Genomic DNA, 21591 nt, shown 5'->3' with positions numbered 1-21591 from the left:
GGTAGTTACGATCATAAATGAAGTTTGGATTTCAATTAATTGAATATTTAAGTTAATTAATTATATTCGCTTACATTTTGCAGGAAAAACAAACCTATACTGAGCTGGAACTTGTCCTTTTATTAAGGGCAAAGGACAGGCGTGCCTATAGTTACCTGTATGATAATTATGCTGCAGCATTGTACAGCATTGTGGTTAAAGTGCTTGGAGAAAGAGAAGAAAGTGTAGACATATTGCAGGAGTCTTTTATCAAAATCTGGAAAAACATTGAATCATACGACGCCACCAAAGGCCGACTTTTCACCTGGATGTTGCAGATTACTAGAAATACGGCCATTGATTTTACCCGATCGGGCCTGGTCAAAAAAGAAAAGCTAACCAATCGGCTGGCAACAGATTCACCCATTGCCGAACACAACAAATTCTCCTATATACCTGTCGATCATTTAGGTTTGGCAAAAGTTATAGAAGAGTTAGGTAAGGATGAAAAACTGATCGTAGATTTAGCTTATTTTAAAGGTTTTACACAACAGGAAATTGCCAGCCAATTATCAATACCATTAGGAACAGTGAAAACCAGGGCAAGAAACGCGCTGATTAAACTAAAGAAAATATTAAAAACAAGTTGAACATACAGGATTACATATCGTCGGGAATATTGGAAACCTATCTGTTAGGGTTAGCCGGAGAAGAAGAAGCTCGCGACCTGGAACAACTATGTTTAAAATATCCTGAGGTGCAAGCGGCTTTGGAAGAAGCAGAACGCACCATGGAAAAGTATGCGCAACTTCATGCGATTACTCCTCCTGCACCTGTAAAAGATCAAATCTGGTCGGCCATCCAACAATCTTCTGCCGTTAATCCACAGCTTGAAGAAAGTAGCCCGGTTCAACATAAGCGTTTTAAACTTTTCCCTTACTTCACTGCAGCGGCTATCCTTTTAATTGTAGCTGGTGTGCCTTACCATATTTACAAAATGAATAAATATGAGCAAGAAATATCCATTCTTGAACAGGAAAAACTTGAAATCTTAGTCGAAAATAAAAACTTTCAGGCAAGAGTAAAACAAGCTAGTGACCAGGTTGAAATGATGGCATCTGTAAAGACCATAAACATTAACCTGGCTGGTGTGGCGGGCCACGAAAAACAACAAGCTAATTTATTCCTCAGCAGCAGCGGCGAGCTATTTATCAATGCCAATACCCTTGAAAAACTCCCTTCAAACCAGCAGTACCAACTTTGGGGCATCGTAAAAGGCAAACCAGTAAGTGCAGGACTGATTGATCAGCAACGCGACAGTGTACTGCAGGAAATGCTACACATCGATAATGCTGAACTTTATGCCATTACCATTGAGAAACAAGGCGGTAGCACCGAACCTACGCTCAGTCAAATGGTGGTAGCGGGAAAACCTTAAACACTTTAAACCTTCTTTTCCTTTCTTTGAACCTGTAGACCACCTACAGGCATATTCCCATGTTTTTTTTCAAGAATGTAAACATCATTTAGGAACAAAAAATAAATGTAAACAATTAGTCGTAACAAATTTTTTTATGTAAACGTATTGTAGTATAAGACAAAATCAACTTTTATTGCTGTTCTGGCTATACAAAACTAGTTCCCTTGAAGAGGGAACACAAAAAAGCCTGTGTTACACGACGTAACACAGGCTGTGAAGATCTACACCGATCTTTTAAGTATGAGGCACCCTATTATACCGGCAGTCGATTTAACTCGATATCGTCGGGGGTAACAAAAATCAATGGAACCTTTTCTACATTCACATAACTGGAATCCAGGCCAAAACCACGTTCCAGCGAAAGACTAAACTTATTTAGCACAAAATAGTACTCCAAGATAGAACGTTCGTATAGACTCAGAGAAGTGAATTTCGACAAATGCTTTTCTAAGAGCACAAACCTGAAATCGCCGGCAATCTTATGTTTCTTTAAGGATGTATACTGACTGGTAATGTCAACTTCACCATTTTTAACCAATTCCTCCACCACTTTTCTGTAAAGCAGGTTTACTTTCTGCTCTACCCGGAATCCAAGTTTAAAGTCGATACGAATCAGTTTCCCTGGAATAAGGAATTCAACCTTATAATCGCTTGTAAACGGTTCATCCACCACATCAACATGAACCAACCAATAAATATCGGCACGTTTAGGTTCCTTTTGGATGATGGAATAAATAATCTTAGACTCAATCTCTGTTTTAAAATTAGCACTGGTTAAGTACACCAGTTGGGAGGAGAACTTAGGCACAGATTCATCCTTGCTCAACTCTTCAATGATGGAGTAATAATCATCGATTTCCACATATTTGACAAACCGGTTTTTGATTTTCCTGGATACATACCAGCTCCACATCACACTAAATAAAGCCGCGCCGATTAACAGGGTCACAAAACCACCGTGAAAGAACTTGGTCATGTTTCCCGCAAGGAAGACTAGTTCCAACAGTCCGTAAACTGCAACAAATATGGCAATAACGTATTTAGGAACTCTTTTAGTCCACATGTAAACGGCCACCAGAATGGTAGTTGCCAGGAAGGTTAAGTTGATGGCTAAACCATAAGCCCCTTCCATATTTACCGATTTTTTAAAGATGAGTACAATACCAATACAGCCTATACACAACAACCAGTTAATAGAGGGCACATAGATTTGTCCTTTTTGATTACTTGGGTAATTGATACGCACTTTTGGCCATAAGTTGAGGCGTACCGCCTCAGAGATGAGGGTAAAAGATCCTGTAATCATGGCCTGACTGGCAATAATAGCCGCAATGGTGGCCAGGGCAACCATGGCAATCAAATAGGGTTCGGGCACGATTTCATAAAATGGATTTAAGCTGCCATTATAATTTGGGTGTTTTAAAAGCCATACCCCTTGTCCCAGGTAGTTGATGATTAACATGGTTTTAACAAAAATCCAGCTGATCCTGATGTTTTTCCTGCCGCAGTGTCCCATATCTGAATAAAGTGCTTCGGCACCTGTGGTACACAAAAACACACCCCCTAAAATAAGCAGGGCTTCGGGGTTGGTAGTCAGCAAATGAAAGGCGTAATAAGGGTTTAAAGCTTTTAAGATACTAAGGTCCTGCAAAACATAGGAGAAGCCGAGGGCACCTAAAATACCGAACCAAAAAAACATAATTGGCCCGAATAATTTACCAACTAAACTGGTTCCAAATTGTTGTATTACAAAAAGGAACACAATGATACCGATGACGATAGGCGTGACTTGTACCCAGGGAAATTTTACCTGCAGCCCTTCTATGGCACTGGTTACGGTAATGCTGGGTGTGATGATCCCATCGGCGAGCATAGCGCAGCCACCCAGAATGGCGGGCACCACGAGCCATTTGGCCTTTTTTCGCACGAGCGAATACAGGGAAAAGATACCACCTTCACCTTTGTTGTCGGCTCTGAGTGTGATCAACACATATTTGATGGTGGTTTGTAAAGTAAGGGTCCAGATGATACAGGATAATGCCCCCAGTACAATTAAGGGCGTAACGGCCTGGCCTGAGTGGGCTACCGTGTTAAAAATTGCCCGAAGTGTGTATAAGGGGGAGGTACCAATATCACCATATACTATTCCTAAACTAATGAGTAAGCCTCCGGCTGTTAACTTATTAAAACTTTTATGGTCTGACACGTCCTAAATGGTGATTGATTGAGAATTTTTGTTAAATATTGTTAAATAACATCTTTTAAACAAAATGTTTGATTTCTTTGTTTTATAATTTATATTTTTGTCCCGAAGCCAAATGATGAAACGATCCAAAATAACGCTCTTCTTATCCTATCTATGCATCATCTGCATGGGTGTATTTGGTAGTGCTCATGTTTTGGCCCAAAATTCAAATCGTGTATATTATCAGAATGTTTCAAAAAGCGATAGTAAAACTCCGCAAATAAAAACAAATATACAGCCTTATCGTCCATTGTTAGGCTTTATCCCTTATAATAATTTTCTAGTAAGTCCGGCTAAAGCTACCCTCAGTAAATCTGATAAAATTTTAACGGTCATTAAGGTATCTCCAAATCCTGTTGATGATCAGATTAACATCACTTTAAAGTTAGAACGTGAAGCCCTGCTTTCCATTAAAATCATGGATCTGTTAGGAAACGAAGTGATCACTTTAGCCAATGAACGTTTCCCCGCAGGTGAATCCACTAAGAACTATATGATTCCCAACCGCTTAAACAGTGGCATCTATTTCCTTCGCATCGTTGCTGGGGGAGAAACAAATGTAAAACGCATCTCTGTTTTATAGTTTTAAACATTTTCTTTATTACTTTTACGAAAACGTACCCTCATCGGCACTGCTACTTTTTGCATGCCTCAGAATTAGGAATGCACGTTTATGTAGCTTTATAAGCAATCTAGAATAGCTTCATTACCGATAAAAACAAATAGAACATAGATGAAAATTATTGCCATTGGCCGCAACTACGCTGCGCACGCTGAAGAATTAAACAACCCCATCCCAACCAGCCCCGTAATTTTTATGAAACCAGATACGGCCGTGCTGAAAGATAATAAACCTTTTTACCTGCCCGATTTTTCCAGTGATATCCATTATGAGCTGGAAGTGGTACTCAAAGTGAGTAAGGAAGGTAAACACATACAGGAGAAATTTGCTGCTAATTATTACGAGGAAATCGGCTTGGGTGTCGACTTTACGGCACGTGATATTCAAAGTCGCCATAAAGAAAAAGGTTTACCCTGGGAACTGGCTAAATCATTTGACAATTCGGCCCCGGTTAGTCTGTTCGTGCCAAAATCAAAGTTTGAAGACCTATACCAATTAAACTTTGAACTACAAATCAATCAGCAGTCTCGACAAATAGGTAACACTAAAAACCTGCTGTTTTCGTTTGAGAAAATAATTGCTTTTGTATCACAATATATAACCCTTAAAAAAGGAGACCTCATTTTTACAGGAACACCGGAAGGTGTTGGCCAGGTTAAAGCCGGCGACCACCTGGAAGCCTGGCTGGAAGGCGAGAAAATGATGGACTTTCAAATAAAATAAATTTAATGTTTAAAACGTACACCCTACTCTTCCTATTTATCTGCCTTTCTACCTTAGTTAACGCACAACAAATATTTAGCACCTATAAATACCCGCTGGTTAATTTCAGATCTCCATTAGCCATACAACCACCGGCACTTTCTGGTTCCTTTGGCGAAATCAGGGGGAACCATTTCCACTCCGGACTGGATTACCGTACCAACCAGCGCGAAGGCTACCCGGTATATGCGATTGAAGATGGCTTTGTGTCTCGCGCAAGGGTGCAGAACAGTGGCTTTGGCTTGGCGGTGTACATTGATCACCCTAATGGTTTCACATCCGTATACGGGCACTTACAACGTTTTAATCCTAAAATTTCCACCTATGTGGAGACTTTACAGTACGAAAAACAGACTTTTGAGCTTGATGCCTTCCCCGGCGCAAGCATACTACCGGTACGCAAAGGCGATATTATTGGCTACTCGGGTAACCGCGGAAGCTCTGGTGGCCCTCACCTGCATTTCGAAATCAGGGATACCAAGACAGAAGCGACCTTAAACCCGCAGCTATTGGGCATGGAAGTGGCAGATAACATTCCCCCGGTCATATCTTCCATGTATGTTTACCGCTTAAACCACGAACCTTTCGATGAATTTGTACCTAAACAGTATTTCCAGCTAAGTGGCGGCGCTGGTGTTTACAAACTTAAAAATGTAAATACCATTAACCTGAGTGGCGAAGTAGGCTTTGGCATTACGGTGAACGACAAACATAACGGCGCTTCTGGTAATAATGGTGTTTATTCCATTCAATTGGAAGTTGACGGACAAGTGGTTTTTACTTCTGCATTGGAACAATTCAGGTTTGAAAACAGTAAAGCCATTAACTCACATATTGACTACCCAGCCTATGTAAAATCGAGAGTCAGCATTCAAAAAAGCTTTGTTGACCCCGGTAACCCTTTGCTCATTTATTATAACCTGGTCAATAATGGTCGCATCAACATTGTGGATAACGCCCTGCATGATGTGAAGTATACCGTAACAGATGCCAGTGGAAACCAAAGCAGCCTGACCTTTAAGGTGAAAGGAAACCCACAGGCCACGGTACCTGTACGCACAAAACCTCCTGGAATAATTTTCCCTTATCAACATCAAAATGAGTTCAATAAAAAAGACCTGAAGGTAGTGGTACCTAAGGGAAGTTTATATAGCGATTTATTCTTCACGTATGCTGTAAAACCGAAACCAGCAACAAATGCCTATTCGCAGATACACGTTATACACAATAACTTAACGCCCTTACACAGTGGATACGATTTATGGATAAAAGCTGATACAGCGCTGTTTCCTTTTAAAGATAAAGCAGTGATTGTAAATATTAACCGCGCCTCACAAGGTGGATACTTTGAAGATGGTTATGTGAAAGCTAAACCTCGAAATTTCGGTAGCTTTTTTATTGCCATTGATACCCTTGCCCCTACCATTACACCAATAAACATCAGTTTTGGGAAAAACATGGCCGGCATCAGCAAAATGAGTTTTAAACTCCGTGATAACCTGTCAGGCCTCAAGAGCTTTAACGGTTACCTGGATGGCAAATGGATCCTGATGGAATTTGATAGCAAAACCGCTACCCTGTGGCATACTTTTGATGAACGCACAAAACCCGGCAAACACAGTTTAAAACTGGTGGTTGACGATATGAAAAATAATGTAAAAACATTAAACCTGGATTTTTACAGGTAAACCTTTAAAATTGTAACACATGATCAACGAAGGCCAGAAAGCTCCTGATTTTACAGCAAACGATCAGGACGGAAATGAAATAAGCTTAAGTCAGTTCGCAGGACAAAAAGTAGTTCTTTATTTTTACCCTAAAGACAGCACCCCTGGCTGTACTACAGAAGCCTGTGATTTTAGGGACAATTACCAAAGTTTGGTTGCACAAGGCATTGTAGTATTGGGCGTAAGTGCCGACGACGAAGCTTCGCACCGGAAATTCATTGCTAAACATAACCTGCCTTTTCCACTGATAGCCGATACGGACAAAAAAATTGTGGAAAACTATGGCGTATGGGTGGAGAAGAACATGTATGGCAAGAAATACATGGGTATTGCACGTAAAACCTTCCTCATCGATGAGGCAGGAATACTTATCCACATTATTGATAAAGTAGATACAAAAAATGCAACAGCGCAGGTTTTAGCGCTTTTAAAATAAATGTCAATTCAACAAGTAAATAATTACATTTGCTAGTATAAACCAATTCCAAGTTAATGAAACAGACAATCAATGAATTAGAAGATATCGCTTCTCAAGTAAGAAGAGATATTGTAAGGATGGTTCATGGATGCCAATCCGGACATCCAGGAGGATCACTAGGCTGTGCAGATTTCTTGACCGCATTATATTTTGAGGTAATGAATCACAACACAGATTTTAACATGAACGGCGTAGGCGAAGATCTTTTCTTCCTGTCTAATGGTCATATATCTCCTGTATGGTATAGCGTATTGGCGAGAGCTGGTTATTTTGACCCGAGTGAATTAGCGACATTCAGAAAATTGAATACCCGTTTACAAGGTCACCCAACCACACACGAGCACCTTCCGGGCGTACGTATTGCCTCTGGCTCTTTAGGCCAGGGTTTATCGGTTGCCATCGGCGCGGCCTTAGCTAAAAAAGTAAACAAAGATACCTCACTGGTATTCACTTTAATGGGTGATGGTGAGTTACAGGAAGGACAAAACTGGGAAGCCATTATGTTCGCTCCACACAATAAAGTAGACAACCTGATCGCAACTGTGGACTATAACGGTCAACAGATTGATGGACCAACCGAAAAGGTATTGTCTATGGCTAACCTGCAGGCAAAGTTTGAAGCTTTTGGATGGCAAGTAGTAACTTCTAATGGTAATGATATGGAAGACCTGGTTAAGGCCTTGCATTATGCAAAATCACTGACCGGAAAAGGTAAACCTATTTTGAACTTAATGAGTACACAAATGGGTAGTGGTGTAGATTTCATGATGGGATCGCATAAATGGCATGGTGTTGCTCCAAATGATGAGCAACTGGAAGCCTCTCTTGTACAATTAACCAGCACTTTAAAAGACTATTAATCAGAACCCCGTGAGAAAAAAATATACATACACAGAAAAAAAAGATACTCGCTCTGGATTTGGCGCCGGACTTTTGGAAGCTGGAAAAAAGAATCCTGAAGTTGTTGCACTTTGTGCAGATCTTGTTGGTTCTTTGAAAATGGATGCTTTTATTAAAGAATTCCCAGAACGCTTTTTCCAGATCGGAATTGCCGAAGCCAATATGATTGGTATTGCTGCAGGTTTAACCATTGGTGGAAAAGTACCTTTTACAGGAACTTTCGCCAATTTCTCTACTGGCCGTGTTTACGACCAGATCCGTCAGTCGGTAGCTTACTCTAACAAAAATGTTAAAATCTGTGCTTCGCACGCTGGTTTAACTTTAGGTGAAGATGGTGCTACCCACCAGATTCTGGAAGATATTGGTTTAATGAAAATGCTTCCGGGTATGACCGTAATCAACACATGTGATTACAACCAGACCAAAGCAGCAACCATAGCTATCGCAGAATATGAAGGACCAGTTTACCTGCGTTTCGGCCGCCCGGTATTGCCTGTGTTTACAGCTGCAGACCAGAAGTTTGAAATTGGTAAAGCCTGGATGGTTGACGAAGGAACCGACGTAACCATTATTGCTACCGGCCACATGGTTTGGAAAGCAATTGAAGCAGGTGAGCAATTAGCGGAGATGGGTATAGAGGCAGAAATCATCAACATACACACCATTAAACCATTGGATGAAGAAGCGATTTTAAAATCGATCAGAAAGACAGGTTGCGTGGTAACCGCTGAGGAGCACAATAAATTTGGGGGCCTTGGAGAAAGTGTAGCACGACTTTTGTCTACAGAACTACCATCACCGCAAGAATTTGTTGCTGTTAATGACAGCTTCGGCGAAAGCGGTACGCCAGACCAATTAATGACCAAATATGGTTTAGACACCATTAACATTGTTGAAGCGGCACAAAAAGTGATTAAACGCAAAAAATAAATATGAAGCAGGTTGAAGATGCAGAAATCATTGAAAAATTCTCTCTGGAGAACACCAGGAATGAAGCCTTTAACCTGCTTTTAAACAAATATCAACAGAAGATCTACTGGCATGTACGCCGTCTGGTAATCGACCATGATGATGCTGACGACCTGGTACAAGAGGTTTTCATCAAAGTATGGAAGAACCTGGGAAAGTTTCGCAACGACTCTCAGTTATATACCTGGATCTACAGGATTGCCACCAATGAATCCATTACTTTTCTCAATAAGAAAAAGTTAAAAAACAATACGCCATTAGATGAAGTATCTGCAGAACTTGCAGAAAGCTTGGTGGAACCCTCCTATTTTAACGGCGATAAAGCCGCTTTAAAACTACAGCAAGCCATATTAACCTTACCCGAAAAACAACGGCTGGTTTTTAACATGAAGTATTATGACGACCTGAAGTACGAAGAAATATCGGCCGTTTTGGGGACCAGCGTAGGCGCTTTAAAGGCATCTTTCCATATTGCTGTTAAGAAAATTGAAACTTTTATGCTAAATGAAGACATTACCTTTTAAACCTTTTGCAATTTAATGTATCAATATACATGTTATGGATAATGAAATAGAAGATAACTTAAAGGGAAGATTTGGAGGAGCTGATTTTGCGGTGCCCGATAATTATTTTGAGCAGCTAAACCAGGAGATTCAAACGCGCATTGCAGTTGAACGGTTAAAGGCACTCCATATTAGCAATGGTTTTACTGTTCCAGAACTCTATTTCGAACAGCTGCACACTAAAATTAACAGTAAAATACAACAACCAGCTGTTAAACAAGCGAAAATAATTCGCTTATGGCAAACAGATCTATTTAAATATGCTACTGCAGCCTGTTTTATCTTGGTTGCTGCATCTGGGTTATATATAAACAACCAACAATCTATACCTGCTCAACCTGTGGCTACAGAACTAAGTTATGAACAAATCTTGTTCGAACTTAATGAAGACCAGGTTATTGATGCAGTAAACGATGACCAGCTGACGAATACCACCGCTGCTGCGAACGAAAAGGAACTGGAAGAATATATTTTAAACAACTACTCACAGTCCGATATTGTAACGAACCTGTAAGACCTATATGGCACAACGTTGCCTATTAATATAATCCTATGAAAAAATTAAGCTTATTAGTTGTTCTATTCTTCAGTATTACGCTTTATGCCTCTGCACAGCGTCCTGAAAACAGGAGTAATGAAATAGAAACTTATAAAGTGCAGTACCTAACCGATAAACTGGAGCTTTCTGCTGCAGAAGCAAAGATATTTTGGCCTATTTATAAAAATTGGCAGGCCGAACAAGCCGCATTAAGGAAAGAACGTGGCCAAAAAATGATCAGCTTTAGAAAAATTGAAGAAATAGAAGCTTTGTCTGATGTGCAAGTACAATCGCTAATTACCAATGAGCTTAACATTAAGCAAAAAGCGCTAAGCATCGATAAGAAATACTATAACCAGTTAAAATCGCAGCTACCCATTAAAACAGTAGGAAAGTATTATCGGGCACAGGAAACCTTTAAAAAGGAATTACTTAACCGATACCGGAATAACAGAAATAGAGATTAAACATAAAAAAAGGCCTCTGCGTTATGCAGAGGCCTTTTTTATAGGTCATTTAACTTACAATTGTTTATCTAGTTTCTGTGCTAACACAGATTTTGGAACGGCACCAACTTGTTTATCAACCACTTCACCATTTTTAAAGAACAATAAAGCAGGAATGTTACGGATACCAAATTGTGTAGAGATTTGAGGATTGTTGTCAACATTAACTTTACCAACAACTGCTTTTCCTTCATAGTCTTTGGAGATCTCATCTACAACAGGTCCTACCATGCGACATGGACCACACCATTCTGCCCAAAAGTCAACTAATACGGGTTTATCTGATTTTAATACAAGCTCTTCAAAGTTTGCATCGGTGATTTCTATTGCCATAATTTCTATTTTTATATAATTATTCTCGGTTTAATCCTTAATTCTTAACGGACACAAATATATAATCAATACTAATGCCATCATAATAGCAATGCCAAAATGACATTAGTTCAACTTATAATCCATGACCTGCATATTCTCTAACTGCTCCATAAAATGGTTATTAGGATTAATTTTTATCGACTTAGAAGGCATGCGCAGCAGGATATTCTGTTCCCGGTCGTATACCTCGAAATCTAACTTACAGTTTTGCTGCTCAGTGCTGACCTTATTATCTTCAATAATGGCATTTACCCCCTTAATGAAATCCTCATTAATCTGTTCTATAGGGATTTGGATAGTCATACATTTCGCCAGTTTATCCCTCAGGTCAGATAACAAGGCCATAGAAGTTACCTTAAATTCCCAGTCGCCTTCTTTACGGAAACGCTCTCCCACCATACCTGTAATTCGTAAAAAGTACCCGTCGGTAAGGAATTGTTTGAACTTGATAAAATCCTCACCAAACAAAGCCAGTTCACAACTGTCATCATAATCTTCAAATACCAGCGTACCGAAAGGCTTTCCTGTTTTTGTCATGCGCTGCTCTGCAAGCACCACTAAACCGCCAACCACCAGCTCCTTATTTTTCAATGATTCAAATTCCTGCAACACCTCTTCATTGGTATCACCCATTCTCACTTTATTTACCACAATAAGGTGTTTAACTTTCTGGCGGCAAAATTCCTTTAGTTCGAATTTATAATTATCTAGCGGGTGACCGCTTAAAAAGATACCAATGGCGTCTTTCTCGTATTTCAGTTTATCAATAATACTCCATTCGGGAGCTACCGGTAAAGAAGGTTCAAGAATCAAGTCGGCAATAGTGCCACCAAATAACGACGATTGTGATGAAGATTCATTATTCTGAAAGTCGTTTGCATATTTAATCAGCTTTTCTATGCCGTTCAACTTATCATTAATGCCGGTAAAGAAATATTGTGCGCGGTGAAAACCAAAACTATCAAAGGCACCACTGTGTACAAAACTCTCGTAGGCCTTTTTATTAACCGTCCTCGTGTTAGAGCGTTTGGCAAAGTCGTATATGCTGGTAAAAAATCCACTGGCATTCCTTTCTTCAATAATACTTTCTACAGCTTTTTCACCAACACCTTTTACACCCGACAGTCCGAAGCGAACCTCTCCCCTGTCGTTTACAGAGAACTTGATATCCGATTCATTCACATCTGGCCCTAGAACCTGCACATTCATTTGTCGGCATTCTTCCATAAAGAAAGCCACTTGTTTGATGTCACTCATATTGTTTGACAATACCGCCGCCATGTATTCCGCAGGGTAATGGGCCTTCAGGTAGGCGGTCTGGTAGGCAATCCAGGCATAACAGGTGGAGTGACTTTTATTAAAGGCATAGGAGGCAAAAGCTTCCCAATCTTTCCATATTTTCTCTAAAACTACTGGAGAATGGCCTTTTTCTGCTGCTTGCGCCACAAACTTAGGTTTCATTTTATCCAGTACTTCCTTTTGCTTTTTACCCATCGCCTTACGCAGTACGTCGGCTTCACCTTTGGTAAAACCAGCCAGCTTTTGCGACAGAAGCATCACCTGTTCCTGGTAAACGGTAATACCGTATGTTTCTTTCAGGTATTCTTCACAGGCATCAAGATCATATTTAATCTCCTCTTCACCATTTTTACGGCGAACGAAACTAGGGATGTACTCCATTGGTCCCGGTCGGTACAAGGCATTCATGGCAATTAAATCGTCGAAAACCGTCGGTTTTAACTCCTTCATGTACTTCTGCATCCCGTTAGACTCGTACTGGAAGATACCTATGGTTTCGCCACGCTGAAAGAGCTCGTAAGTCTTTACATCATCAATGGGGAAGGTATCAGGATCCAGCTCAATACCACTTCTAAGTTTCACCAGCTTAACGGTATCCTTAATAAGGGTAAGCGTTTTTAGTCCTAAAAAGTCCATCTTCAACAGTCCGGCACTTTCCACCACCGAGTTATCAAACTGGGTTACATAGAGGTCAGAATCTTTAGCGGTAGCTACAGGGACAAAATTGGTAATGTCTGAAGGGGTGATAATAACCCCGCAGGCATGGATACCCGTATTACGCAAGGAGCCTTCCAATATCTGCGCCTGGGTAATGGTTTCGGCACTTAAATCTCTGGCATTGGCAATGGATTTAAGTTCTGTTACCCTTTCATACTCATCAGGGCGCAAGCTATCTTTAAGACTTTTCTCATCGAGGTTAAAGATCTTAGCCAATTTCATATTAGGAATGAGCTTGGCTATTCTGTTGGCTTCAAAAAGTGGGAGGTCTAATACCCTGGCTGTATCTTTTATAGAAGATTTAGCGGCCATGGTACCATAGGTGATGATCTGTGCCACCTGGTTAGCGCCATATTTATTGATCACGTAATCCATTACACGGCCCCTGCCTTCATCATCAAAATCGATGTCGATATCGGGCATGGAAACCCTGTCGGGGTTCAGGAAACGCTCAAATAGTAAATCGTATTTAATGGGGTCAATATTGGTAATCCACAAACAGTAGGCCACTACAGAACCCGCAGCAGAACCCCTGCCAGGGCCAACTGATACATCAAGCTTTCTTGCTTCAGCAATAAAATCCTGTACAATCAGGAAGTAACCCGGGTAACCGGTTTTCTCGATGGTTTGTAGCTCAAAGTCGAGCCTTTCCTGTATAGCAGGCGTAATTTCGCCATAACGTTTACGGGCACCTTCATAACTGAGGTGTCGCAAGTATTTATTCTCGCCCCTTTTACCGGCATCGGTTTCATCTTCCGCTACCAGAAACTCATCGGGAATACCAAATTTAGGTAATAATACCTCACGGGCCAGTTTATAAATTTCTACCTTATCTACAATTTCCTGGATATTCACAATGGCTTCAGGTAAATCAGCGAAAAGCGCTTTCATTTCTTCGGCCGATTTAAAGTAATATTCCTGATTAGGCAAGCCATAACGGAAACCACGTCCGCGTCCTATAGGTGTGGCCTGTTTTTCGCCATCTTTTACACATAGCAAAATATCATGTGCATTGGCATCCTTCTTATTGATGTAATACGTGTTGTTGGTGGCCACCACCTTTACGTCATGCTTTTTAGCCAGAAGAACTAGCGACTTATTTACAATGTTTTCATCTTCCTGGTGGTGACGCAGGAGTTCGATATAAAAGTCGGCACCAAACATTTCTTTCCACCAGATCAGTGCTTCTTCGGCCTGGTTTTCACCAACGTTTAATACCTTGCTGGGAATCTCGCCATACAAGTTACCCGAAAGTACAATAATATCGTCTTTATATTGCTCAATGACTGCACGGTCGATCCGGGGTACATAATAGAACCCTTTGGTATAAGCAATAGACGACATTTTGGCCAGGTTGTGATAGCCATTTTTATTCTTTGCCAGCAATACAATCTGGAAACCATTGTCTTTACGACTTTTATCGAGGTGATTTTCACAGACGAAAAACTCAACACCGATTATCGGCTTGATAATTTGACCGGTAGGTTCTTCCCCTTTTTCCAGGGCCTCCTTGTGCTTGGCTTCTACCCCTTTGTTATGGTTAAGCACCTGACTTACGAAGTGAAAGGCACCCATCATGTTGGCATGATCGGTCATGGCTACTGCAGGCATATCATCGGCCGCAGCAGCTTTAATTAAGGCAGGTATATTAATGGTCGACTGCAACACAGAAAATTGTGTATGATTATGCAGGTGCACAAAAGGCACATCCTGTAATTCAAGTCGGTTTTCTTTTAAAGTTTGTTTAGAAATATCGCCACCCTCGGCTTTTTGCAACCGTGCTCGTAAAGCTTCGGAAGCGGCTTTCAGGTTAACATGTGTTAAACCTGCACGCTGGATGATGCCGGGATTATATTCTTTGAAAGCCTTCAGGTAATCGTTGTCGCGGCGTAACTGTTCTGGTTTGTAACCACCGCTTTTTAGCAATTGCAAAAAACAACGGGTAGTGGCTTCCACATCGGCGGTTGCATTGTGTGCCTCTGAAAAAGGTTCGCCAAATAAGTACTGGTGAAGTTCTGTTAAATTTGGCAGTTTAAACCTGCCCCCACGGCCACCGGGTAGCTGCAGCAATTCGGCCGTAATTTCTGTACAGGTGTCCAAAACTGGCATTTCGGCCATGCGGTTATCCATACCCAGACGGAAAAATTCACAACCCATGATGTTGAGGTCGAAGCCCACATTCTGTCCAACTAAAAACTCAGCTTTTTCTAAAGCCTCATTGAATTTAACCAGTACATCATGTAGAGGAACACCCTGTTCTAAAGCCAATTCGGTAGAGATACCGTGAATCCGCTCTGCATCATAAGGGATATTAAAACCATCCGGACGCACTAAATAATCCTGATTTTCTATCAGCCTGCCATACTCATCGTGCAGCTGCCACGCAATTTGTATACAGCGTGGCCAGTTGTCGGTTGCAGAAACAGGCGCATTATAATTACCAGGAAGTCCGGTGGTTTCGGTATCAAAAATCAAATACATATCGGGTGTAAATTTACGGATTTTCTACCGCATATTTCTTAATGTACCCTGGCTTTGTCTTTAGTATTTGGCTTGTGATCTTGAGCAATTAGCTTACTCATATCGTAACCTTTTGCTTTACAACGGCTAATAATATCTTGAATCAATTCCGGGGCTATGGTTGGCTTTCTAGCCATGATGGAAAGGAATTTATGTTCGGGGTGACCAACCACCACATAGGAGTAATCTTCGGGCATTTCAATAATCCAGTAATCTACTTTAAAGGGCCACACCAGCTGCGCTTTATACTCTGCATTGCCGGTACCACGCACGGTAAAGAGTTTACTGCGCATATACTTTTGTTTATCTTCGCCAATAACTTTATAAGTAGTAAATACAGCATAATAACCATCGGGATGGATGACAAAGGTTTCTGTAGTCTGACGCCAGTGGGTGTTCATGAAAGTGGGTATCACATACAGTGCGAACCACTTCCCTGCAAAGGAAAGAACATCTACTTTTTCTACGGGTGTGTTATCCATAATAGGCCATTGTTTATTTACTATGAAGCAAATGTAAATTCTTTCTCATAAAACCCCTAAGGAAACATAAAGTTTTAAAAACCATTTTTTATAAAGCCTGAAATTGATAACTTGTTCAACAAATGGACATTCATCCAAATTAAATTTAGTGTATGAAAATAACTGTTGTAGGTGCAGGCGCCGTAGGTGCTACTTGTGCCGATAATATCGCCAGAAAAGAACTCGCCCAGGAACTTGTTTTATTAGATATCAAAGAAGGTTTTGCCGAAGGTAAAGCCATCGACATGATGCAGACTGCTGCATTATTAGGTTTCGACACCAAAATTACAGGCGTTACGAACGACTACAGTAAAACAGCCGGATCGGCAGTTGCCGTGATCACTTCGGGTCTACCCCGCAAGCCGGGAATGACCCGCGAAGAGCTGATTGGTATTAACGCCGGCATTGTAAAAGGAGTGGCTGAAAACATCTTAAAGTTTAGTCCGGATGCCATTATCATTGTGATTAGTAACCCCATGGATACCATGACCTACCTGGCACTGAAAAGCCTGGGTTTACCGAAAAACAGAATCATCGGTATGGGTGGCACATTAGATAGTGCCCGTTTCAAATATTATTTAAGTGTAGCTTTAAATTGCAATTCAAATGATTTGCAAGGCTTTGTAATTGGTGGCCATGGCGATACAACTATGATCCCTTTAACACGTTACGCCACATACCAAAGCTTACCGGTAAGCGAGTTGCTGGAACAATCAATATTAGACAAAGTTGCGGCCGATACCATGGTAGGCGGAGCTACCCTGACAGGTTTATTAGGCACATCGGCCTGGTATGCTCCCGGTGCTGCTGGTGCAGCCCTGGTAGAAAGCATTGTTCGTGATGAGAAAAAACTGTTTACCTGCTGTGTATCACTGGAAGGTGAATATGGACAATCGGACATATGTTTAGGCGTACCGGTTATTGTTGGCCGCAATGGCTGGGAAACGATCATCGATTATAAACTGACCGACACCGAACAAGCTGCCTTTAACAAAAGTGCTGATGCTGTGAGGGCAATGAATAATGTATTGAGCGATATGAAACTGGTTTAATTGCATGAAGAAAATTAAAATCCCTTTAAAATTAATCAATTTACAAGACGACGGTTTCCACCTTTTGGTGGAAATTGTTGTTTTTGGTGAAAAGCATCTGGCAGTTTTGGATACAGGTGCCTCCAGAACGGTATTTGATAAAACCTTGCTGAACCACCACCTGACAGACATTACGTTAGCGGAAGACGAGCATAGTGAGGATCACCAGGCTACGACCTTATTCACCACCTCTAACACGGTACTGGCTACCCTGCCGGTATTAAAAATAGGCAAACTTAAATTAAAGAAATATACAACTGTGGGTTTAGACCTGCAGAGTGTAAATGATACCTATGAACACCTGGGTCATCCTGTGATTGCAGCCATTATTGGTGGTGATATTTTAAGAAAATTCAAGGCGGTGATTGATTACAAGAAACTGGTGGTGAGGTTATCTTAGTTTTTCCTTAGCCAGGTTATAGCTTCCTTTACTTTGTGATCGTCGCTTAGTTTTTCAAAGTGGTCGCCACCTTTCACCACAATATCAGGCTCCAGGTTTTTTGGATAAACCTTGCCATTTCGATCCGTTGCATAGGCAACGGCAAGGTTCAGTCCAGCAACGTCATTTATCTTGAAACCCTGGTTCACTGTGGTGTAGCCAGCACTTGTCTCCCCAATCCTTACCGACTTAGGTCTGCCAATGGTAGCTATGGCCACCATTTCTCCTGCACTTGCCGTTTTTTCATCTATCAACACCGCAATGGGCAAGTCTGTCTTAATGGGATAACCACTATAAGGTAAAGCTGACACTTTTATCAAATCAACATAAAAGGCACCCTTTATGATGATCCAGTTCCCATCGGGTTGATAAGTCGGTGTAACAAAGCCGCCAATTTTTCCCTCCCCTAAAAAATCTGTTAAACCTGCAAACATCGGGTACATATTCCCTCCAGAGTTTAACCTTAAATCCAGTATCCAGCCCTTGATGTGTTTGTCGTGTATTTTTGCAATGGCTTGTTTAATACTCCGGCCAATACTGTCAAGGTGATTATTGCCAAAATCGTTATTGCCTGGAATTGAAAGGTAAACGATGTCTTTTCCTATTTTCTCTGCATGTACCTCTGTCCTTTCCTTGATTGCGTTTCGGAGGTAATCGTTCACCGGAGGTTGTGTATTACCTTTCCAGCCATAAGATTGCTGATGGATAATAAAACGACCGTGATGGTCATCGATCTGTTCAAAGATAAAAGGATAGGCTGGAGTAAGGTCCTCATAGGTTTTTGCACCGGCCACCTTCAGGTAAACCTGCTCCTTAAGGTTATCCCAATCTACTTTGTCCTTATTCAGCGCGTTATCTTTAATAAGTTGCAGGCTACGATCCAAAAATGTTTTAACACTATCTACCATAGGTGCTGGTGCGTGTTGTGCCTGAGTGGAAATTGAAATAAAACAAATGCAAAGAAAAATGAAGTATTTACTCATGATTTTATTATTGATGTCTACGGGGTGTTATATTTTAAAAATTGCGCGCTAACCTGCTCGGGTGTTAACGAACGAAAATAACTGACCAATCGTGGCAAGTAATTTTCAAAACTGAGATATTTTACCCGGTCGGCCTCATACACTACAATTTCTTTTTCCAGCAAAGGCAGCAACACAAAGTACTGTTCTTCCACATGGAGTTTTCTTAAACGGTCTGCTTCCTGAGCATTACCCATAGCTAAGGCAATGCGAATTTCCCCAAGCCTCACCAAGTGTTCAGTAACACAGATGTACCAGTCGGAAATACCATAAGGTGCCATTTTCTCTTTCCATTCCTGGATATATAAATCAGAATCCGCTTTCAGTTCATCGGCATATTTCTCCAGAACCGGGTTTACAAAAGAATGAATAATTTCGTGATAGGCCACAAATTGGGTAACATCACGGTTATCAAAACCATATTCCTGATACTGGTTAAGGTTAGCTAATGGTGTCAGCATTTTGCTGGAGCTGACCACCATGGAGGGAATTTTTCCACCAGGAAAAGAAATCTGGGCGCCATATCCGCGGTAACTGTCATCGCCAGGAGTAATGGGCATGGCCGGCGAGATGTAAAGCTCATACTGTGGAAAGGTTTTTCCATACCACTTCTCGATGGCCGGAAAGGCAGATGGGTGGATGTTTTTAGCCACTTCCCTAATGGCGCCCTGGTAGAAATGGTGGTTCTTTTGGAGGAAGCCACCAACGTCTGCTTTGCGGTAAAAGCTTCTTAAGCTATCCCTTAGCTCGGGCATTAACGCGGTCATGCGCCGTTTAGCAGAATCTTTTTCTAATTCTTTGTTAGCCGCTGAAAAACGGGGTCCTTTTGCCGGGAATTCCTGTTGATTGATTAAATAATCCATGATGGGTCCGTTGTCATGATAAGTGTCACGGAGTTGCCGCAGGATCTCGGCAACCCTGATCACGATCGGATCGTTTTGATAGGGTTGAAAATGTTGGAAAGCGAAGTGCACGATGGGCTGATGAGAATAATCCGTTCCTTTTATATTGAAAACATAGTTATTGATATGCTCAACGGCTAACTTTTCCACAAAAAAATAAGTCTCGAGGTTTGGGTGTATTCCGACAAAAGCATGTGCTGCCAATTTCGTTTTGTACTGCGCCGAAACGGCTGATGTTAGCGCCAGAAAGAATGCTAAAGGATATAAAAATCTCATGATATCACATTGGAGTCTATACCGCAGACGAAGTTACAGAACAATAGGTTGCAAGACAGGCGCAAGATATCCATGTATTTTAAACCGGTGTATAAAGGTAACAGCCAATCTTGGAAGGATGATCATGCACTAACACATTGAAGTCTACTTTTCTTAATAAATTAACCATCATGAAATCGCCGCCTGCGGCTAAGGTGAAAAACAGTCCAAATGCAAATACAAAAAGGTTACCGGTCATTAAGGCTAATGCCATTGGCATTATTCCCATCACCAGCCCTGGCATTAAGGCCCCGAGGATATAATATTTAACCAGCAAAGGTTCTTTACAGTGGCAATATGGTGTTAAAAATGCCCACATCACACCGAATTTGATAGACTTAAGACCGTGTTTTGCAAAAAGGGCGAAAGTGGCTCCATGAAGGAGTTCATGTAAAACAATGCCGCCCATCAATACTGCGCATATAAAAAACATGGCGCCGCCAACACCTATGCCTTTTGGTACTAAATCAATGATCGTTTGCAAATTATAATCTGCTGCCCAGATGAAATAAAAAGGCAGGCCTAATGCAATTGCGCAAGGAAAAAAGTAAATTAACGACAACAGCTGCGCCTTCGCCATATCAATAGTAAGCTCTTCTTTTCTAAATCCAACAATGTCCTGTGATTCCATTCTTAAAATTAAAGATAATCCTATAATTTTCGATCATCATTTAAACAGAAATCCTCCGGTAAATGAGATCATCATTAGAAAGCACTTGGCAGGTTATGAATTAAAAAACGGTCTTAATATAGGGGTAAATTATGGTTTCGGACTAAGCAATTTAGACCCATCAGAAGGTAATTACAGCAACCGAAATATAGTGGCTTCAATCATGTTAGGCTTTGCATTTTAATAGTTGTGTTTTGAACACAAATATATTAAGACCGTGGTTTTTAATACGCACATATTCAATCCCTTAATTCCAATTAGCGGGATTTCTTTGTACATTCGTTTCCTAACAGTAAATAATTAAAAAAGAGGGATTTTGACAAGAAATTAGTAAGCAGCGGGATATTCTCTTAGGAGAATGATTACTTTGTATGTCAAATCATTATATTAGTTCCAGAGACCAAAGAAAATAATAAATTAACTTACTTAATGGTAAACGCCGCCTTAATTCCAATATTAGTTACAGTAATTATTATTGTGGTGTCCAAAAATTGGAAAAAGTATAAAGATAGAGAAATCAGCAAAAAATCTTTTGTTTTAAATGTAGCTATACTCCTTGTCTTAATATCCGTCTCTGGATACCTTTTACTAGTACCATCATAATTACCTGAAGTCTTTGACATGCAACAATGTTAATTAGACTTTGATTTGTTCTAGATCATAGCAATTCAGTGAGCTGTGTTTCACACAGACTCCTTTTATCATTTACCCAAGCCCCCTAACAATTTACTATTAATACGCCTATCCTAAAACCAGGCTTTGGCTTTACGCTATCATCCCCCCTTTCTTTGCGCGTACGTTAGTCGCTTCTCAGTTGCACCTGGGTTCAGATTTGTGAAACAAGGTGCGAAGGAGGTGCAGAAGAGGTGCGTCTAAGAATGAGACATTTTATAAATTAAATACAAGGAAAACCCAAAGCTTCGGACTTTTATAATATCCATAGTCATCTAT

Annotated in this window: 20 protein-coding genes; 13 read left to right on the top strand and 7 right to left on the bottom strand. The window is 40.8% G+C overall.

The genetic code is table 11. The annotated features are described in order from the left end of the window. Window positions 1–77: 77 nt before the first annotated feature. Together IWX76_RS11115 and IWX76_RS11110 are read left to right on the top strand one after the other, a co-directional pair. On the top strand, window positions 78–629 hold the full coding sequence (locus tag IWX76_RS11115) for an RNA polymerase sigma factor (protein WP_196859949.1): 552 nt from the start codon (window positions 78–80) through the stop codon (window positions 627–629). Further along, entirely contained in the window at window positions 626–1417 is a 792-nt protein-coding gene (locus tag IWX76_RS11110) for an anti-sigma factor (RefSeq protein ID WP_196859948.1), read from the top strand. Before IWX76_RS11115 ends, IWX76_RS11110 begins: the two co-directional genes overlap by 4 nt. Window positions 1418–1712: 295 nt before the next feature. On the opposite strand, the gene IWX76_RS11105 is transcribed toward IWX76_RS11110, so the two are convergent. Then, window positions 1713–3665 (bottom strand): KUP/HAK/KT family potassium transporter, encoded by a 1953-nt coding sequence (locus tag IWX76_RS11105; protein ID WP_196859947.1) that lies wholly within the window; start codon window positions 3663–3665, stop codon window positions 1713–1715. A 112-nt stretch (window positions 3666–3777) separates the two neighbouring features. Between IWX76_RS11105 and IWX76_RS11100 the strand changes: the two genes are divergently transcribed. The 9 genes from IWX76_RS11100 (at window position 3778) to IWX76_RS11060 (ending at window position 10730) form a co-directional block, all read left to right on the top strand. Continuing rightward, window positions 3778–4287: a T9SS type A sorting domain-containing protein gene (locus IWX76_RS11100; protein ID WP_334641742.1), complete on the top strand. Its 510-nt coding sequence runs from the start codon at window positions 3778–3780 to the stop codon at window positions 4285–4287. 150 nt (window positions 4288–4437) lie between these two features. Beyond that, complete coding sequence (locus IWX76_RS11095) at window positions 4438–5049, top strand: fumarylacetoacetate hydrolase family protein (RefSeq protein ID WP_196859946.1); 612 nt, start codon at window positions 4438–4440, stop codon at window positions 5047–5049. Between the two features lie 5 nt (window positions 5050–5054). Next, window positions 5055–6776, top strand: a complete 1722-nt coding sequence (locus IWX76_RS11090) for a M23 family metallopeptidase (RefSeq protein WP_196859945.1) — start codon at window positions 5055–5057, stop codon at window positions 6774–6776. Window positions 6777–6795: 19 nt separating this feature from the next. Continuing rightward, on the top strand, window positions 6796–7251 hold the full coding sequence (gene bcp / locus IWX76_RS11085; RefSeq protein WP_196859944.1) for a thioredoxin-dependent thiol peroxidase: 456 nt from the start codon (window positions 6796–6798) through the stop codon (window positions 7249–7251). Between the two features lie 56 nt (window positions 7252–7307). Beyond that, a complete protein-coding gene (locus IWX76_RS11080) occupies window positions 7308–8153 on the top strand; it encodes a transketolase (RefSeq protein WP_196859943.1) in 846 nt (281 codons plus the stop codon). A 10-nt stretch (window positions 8154–8163) separates the two neighbouring features. After that, complete coding sequence (locus IWX76_RS11075) at window positions 8164–9123, top strand: transketolase family protein (RefSeq protein WP_196859942.1); 960 nt, start codon at window positions 8164–8166, stop codon at window positions 9121–9123. A gap of 2 nt (window positions 9124–9125) precedes the next feature. Continuing rightward, a complete protein-coding gene (locus IWX76_RS11070) occupies window positions 9126–9686 on the top strand; it encodes an RNA polymerase sigma factor (RefSeq protein WP_196859941.1) in 561 nt (186 codons plus the stop codon). 34 nt (window positions 9687–9720) lie between these two features. Beyond that, window positions 9721–10239, top strand: coding sequence for a hypothetical protein (locus IWX76_RS11065; RefSeq protein WP_196859940.1), 519 nt, complete (start codon window positions 9721–9723; stop codon window positions 10237–10239). A 38-nt stretch (window positions 10240–10277) separates the two neighbouring features. Further along, entirely contained in the window at window positions 10278–10730 is a 453-nt protein-coding gene (locus IWX76_RS11060; RefSeq protein WP_196859939.1) for a hypothetical protein, read from the top strand. Between the two features lie 54 nt (window positions 10731–10784). On the opposite strand, the gene trxA is transcribed toward IWX76_RS11060, so the two are convergent. From trxA to IWX76_RS11045, 3 genes are all read right to left on the bottom strand, one after another. Further along, complete coding sequence (gene trxA, locus IWX76_RS11055; protein WP_196859938.1) at window positions 10785–11102, bottom strand: thioredoxin; 318 nt, start codon at window positions 11100–11102, stop codon at window positions 10785–10787. Window positions 11103–11207: 105 nt separating this feature from the next. Next, window positions 11208–15641: a DNA polymerase III subunit alpha gene (dnaE, locus tag IWX76_RS11050; protein WP_196859937.1), complete on the bottom strand. Its 4434-nt coding sequence runs from the start codon at window positions 15639–15641 to the stop codon at window positions 11208–11210. A 38-nt stretch (window positions 15642–15679) separates the two neighbouring features. Then, the gene (locus tag IWX76_RS11045) at window positions 15680–16162 is read right to left on the bottom strand and encodes a lipocalin family protein (protein WP_196859936.1); all 483 of its coding nucleotides are present in this window, start codon (window positions 16160–16162) and stop codon (window positions 15680–15682) included. A gap of 152 nt (window positions 16163–16314) precedes the next feature. Here IWX76_RS11045 and mdh point away from each other — a divergent pair, with 152 nt between their 5' ends. Continuing rightward, complete coding sequence (gene mdh / locus IWX76_RS11040) at window positions 16315–17253, top strand: malate dehydrogenase (protein WP_196859935.1); 939 nt, start codon at window positions 16315–16317, stop codon at window positions 17251–17253. A gap of 4 nt (window positions 17254–17257) precedes the next feature. Next, window positions 17258–17692, top strand: a complete 435-nt coding sequence (locus IWX76_RS11035; RefSeq protein ID WP_196859934.1) for an aspartyl protease family protein — start codon at window positions 17258–17260, stop codon at window positions 17690–17692. Here the strand turns inward: IWX76_RS11035 and IWX76_RS11030 are convergent. The 3 genes from IWX76_RS11030 to IWX76_RS11020 form a co-directional block, all read right to left on the bottom strand. Next, on the bottom strand, window positions 17689–18714 hold the full coding sequence (locus IWX76_RS11030) for a S41 family peptidase (protein WP_196859933.1): 1026 nt from the start codon (window positions 18712–18714) through the stop codon (window positions 17689–17691). The two genes, IWX76_RS11035 and IWX76_RS11030, sit on opposite strands and share 4 nt — an antisense overlap. Window positions 18715–18731: 17 nt before the next feature. Beyond that, on the bottom strand, window positions 18732–19931 hold the full coding sequence (locus tag IWX76_RS11025; RefSeq protein ID WP_196859932.1) for a DUF4932 domain-containing protein: 1200 nt from the start codon (window positions 19929–19931) through the stop codon (window positions 18732–18734). Window positions 19932–20010: 79 nt separating this feature from the next. Next, window positions 20011–20601, bottom strand: a complete 591-nt coding sequence (locus tag IWX76_RS11020) for a DUF3267 domain-containing protein (protein ID WP_196859931.1) — start codon at window positions 20599–20601, stop codon at window positions 20011–20013. Between the last annotated feature and the right edge of the window lie 990 nt (window positions 20602–21591).

The sequence above is a fragment of the Pedobacter sp. CAN_A7 genome (genome assembly GCF_015752175.1).
Lineage (GTDB): Bacteria > Bacteroidota > Bacteroidia > Sphingobacteriales > Sphingobacteriaceae > Pedobacter.
The sequence above is the reverse complement of the archived record's forward strand: the minus strand, read 5'-3'. Positions and strand labels throughout refer to the sequence as shown.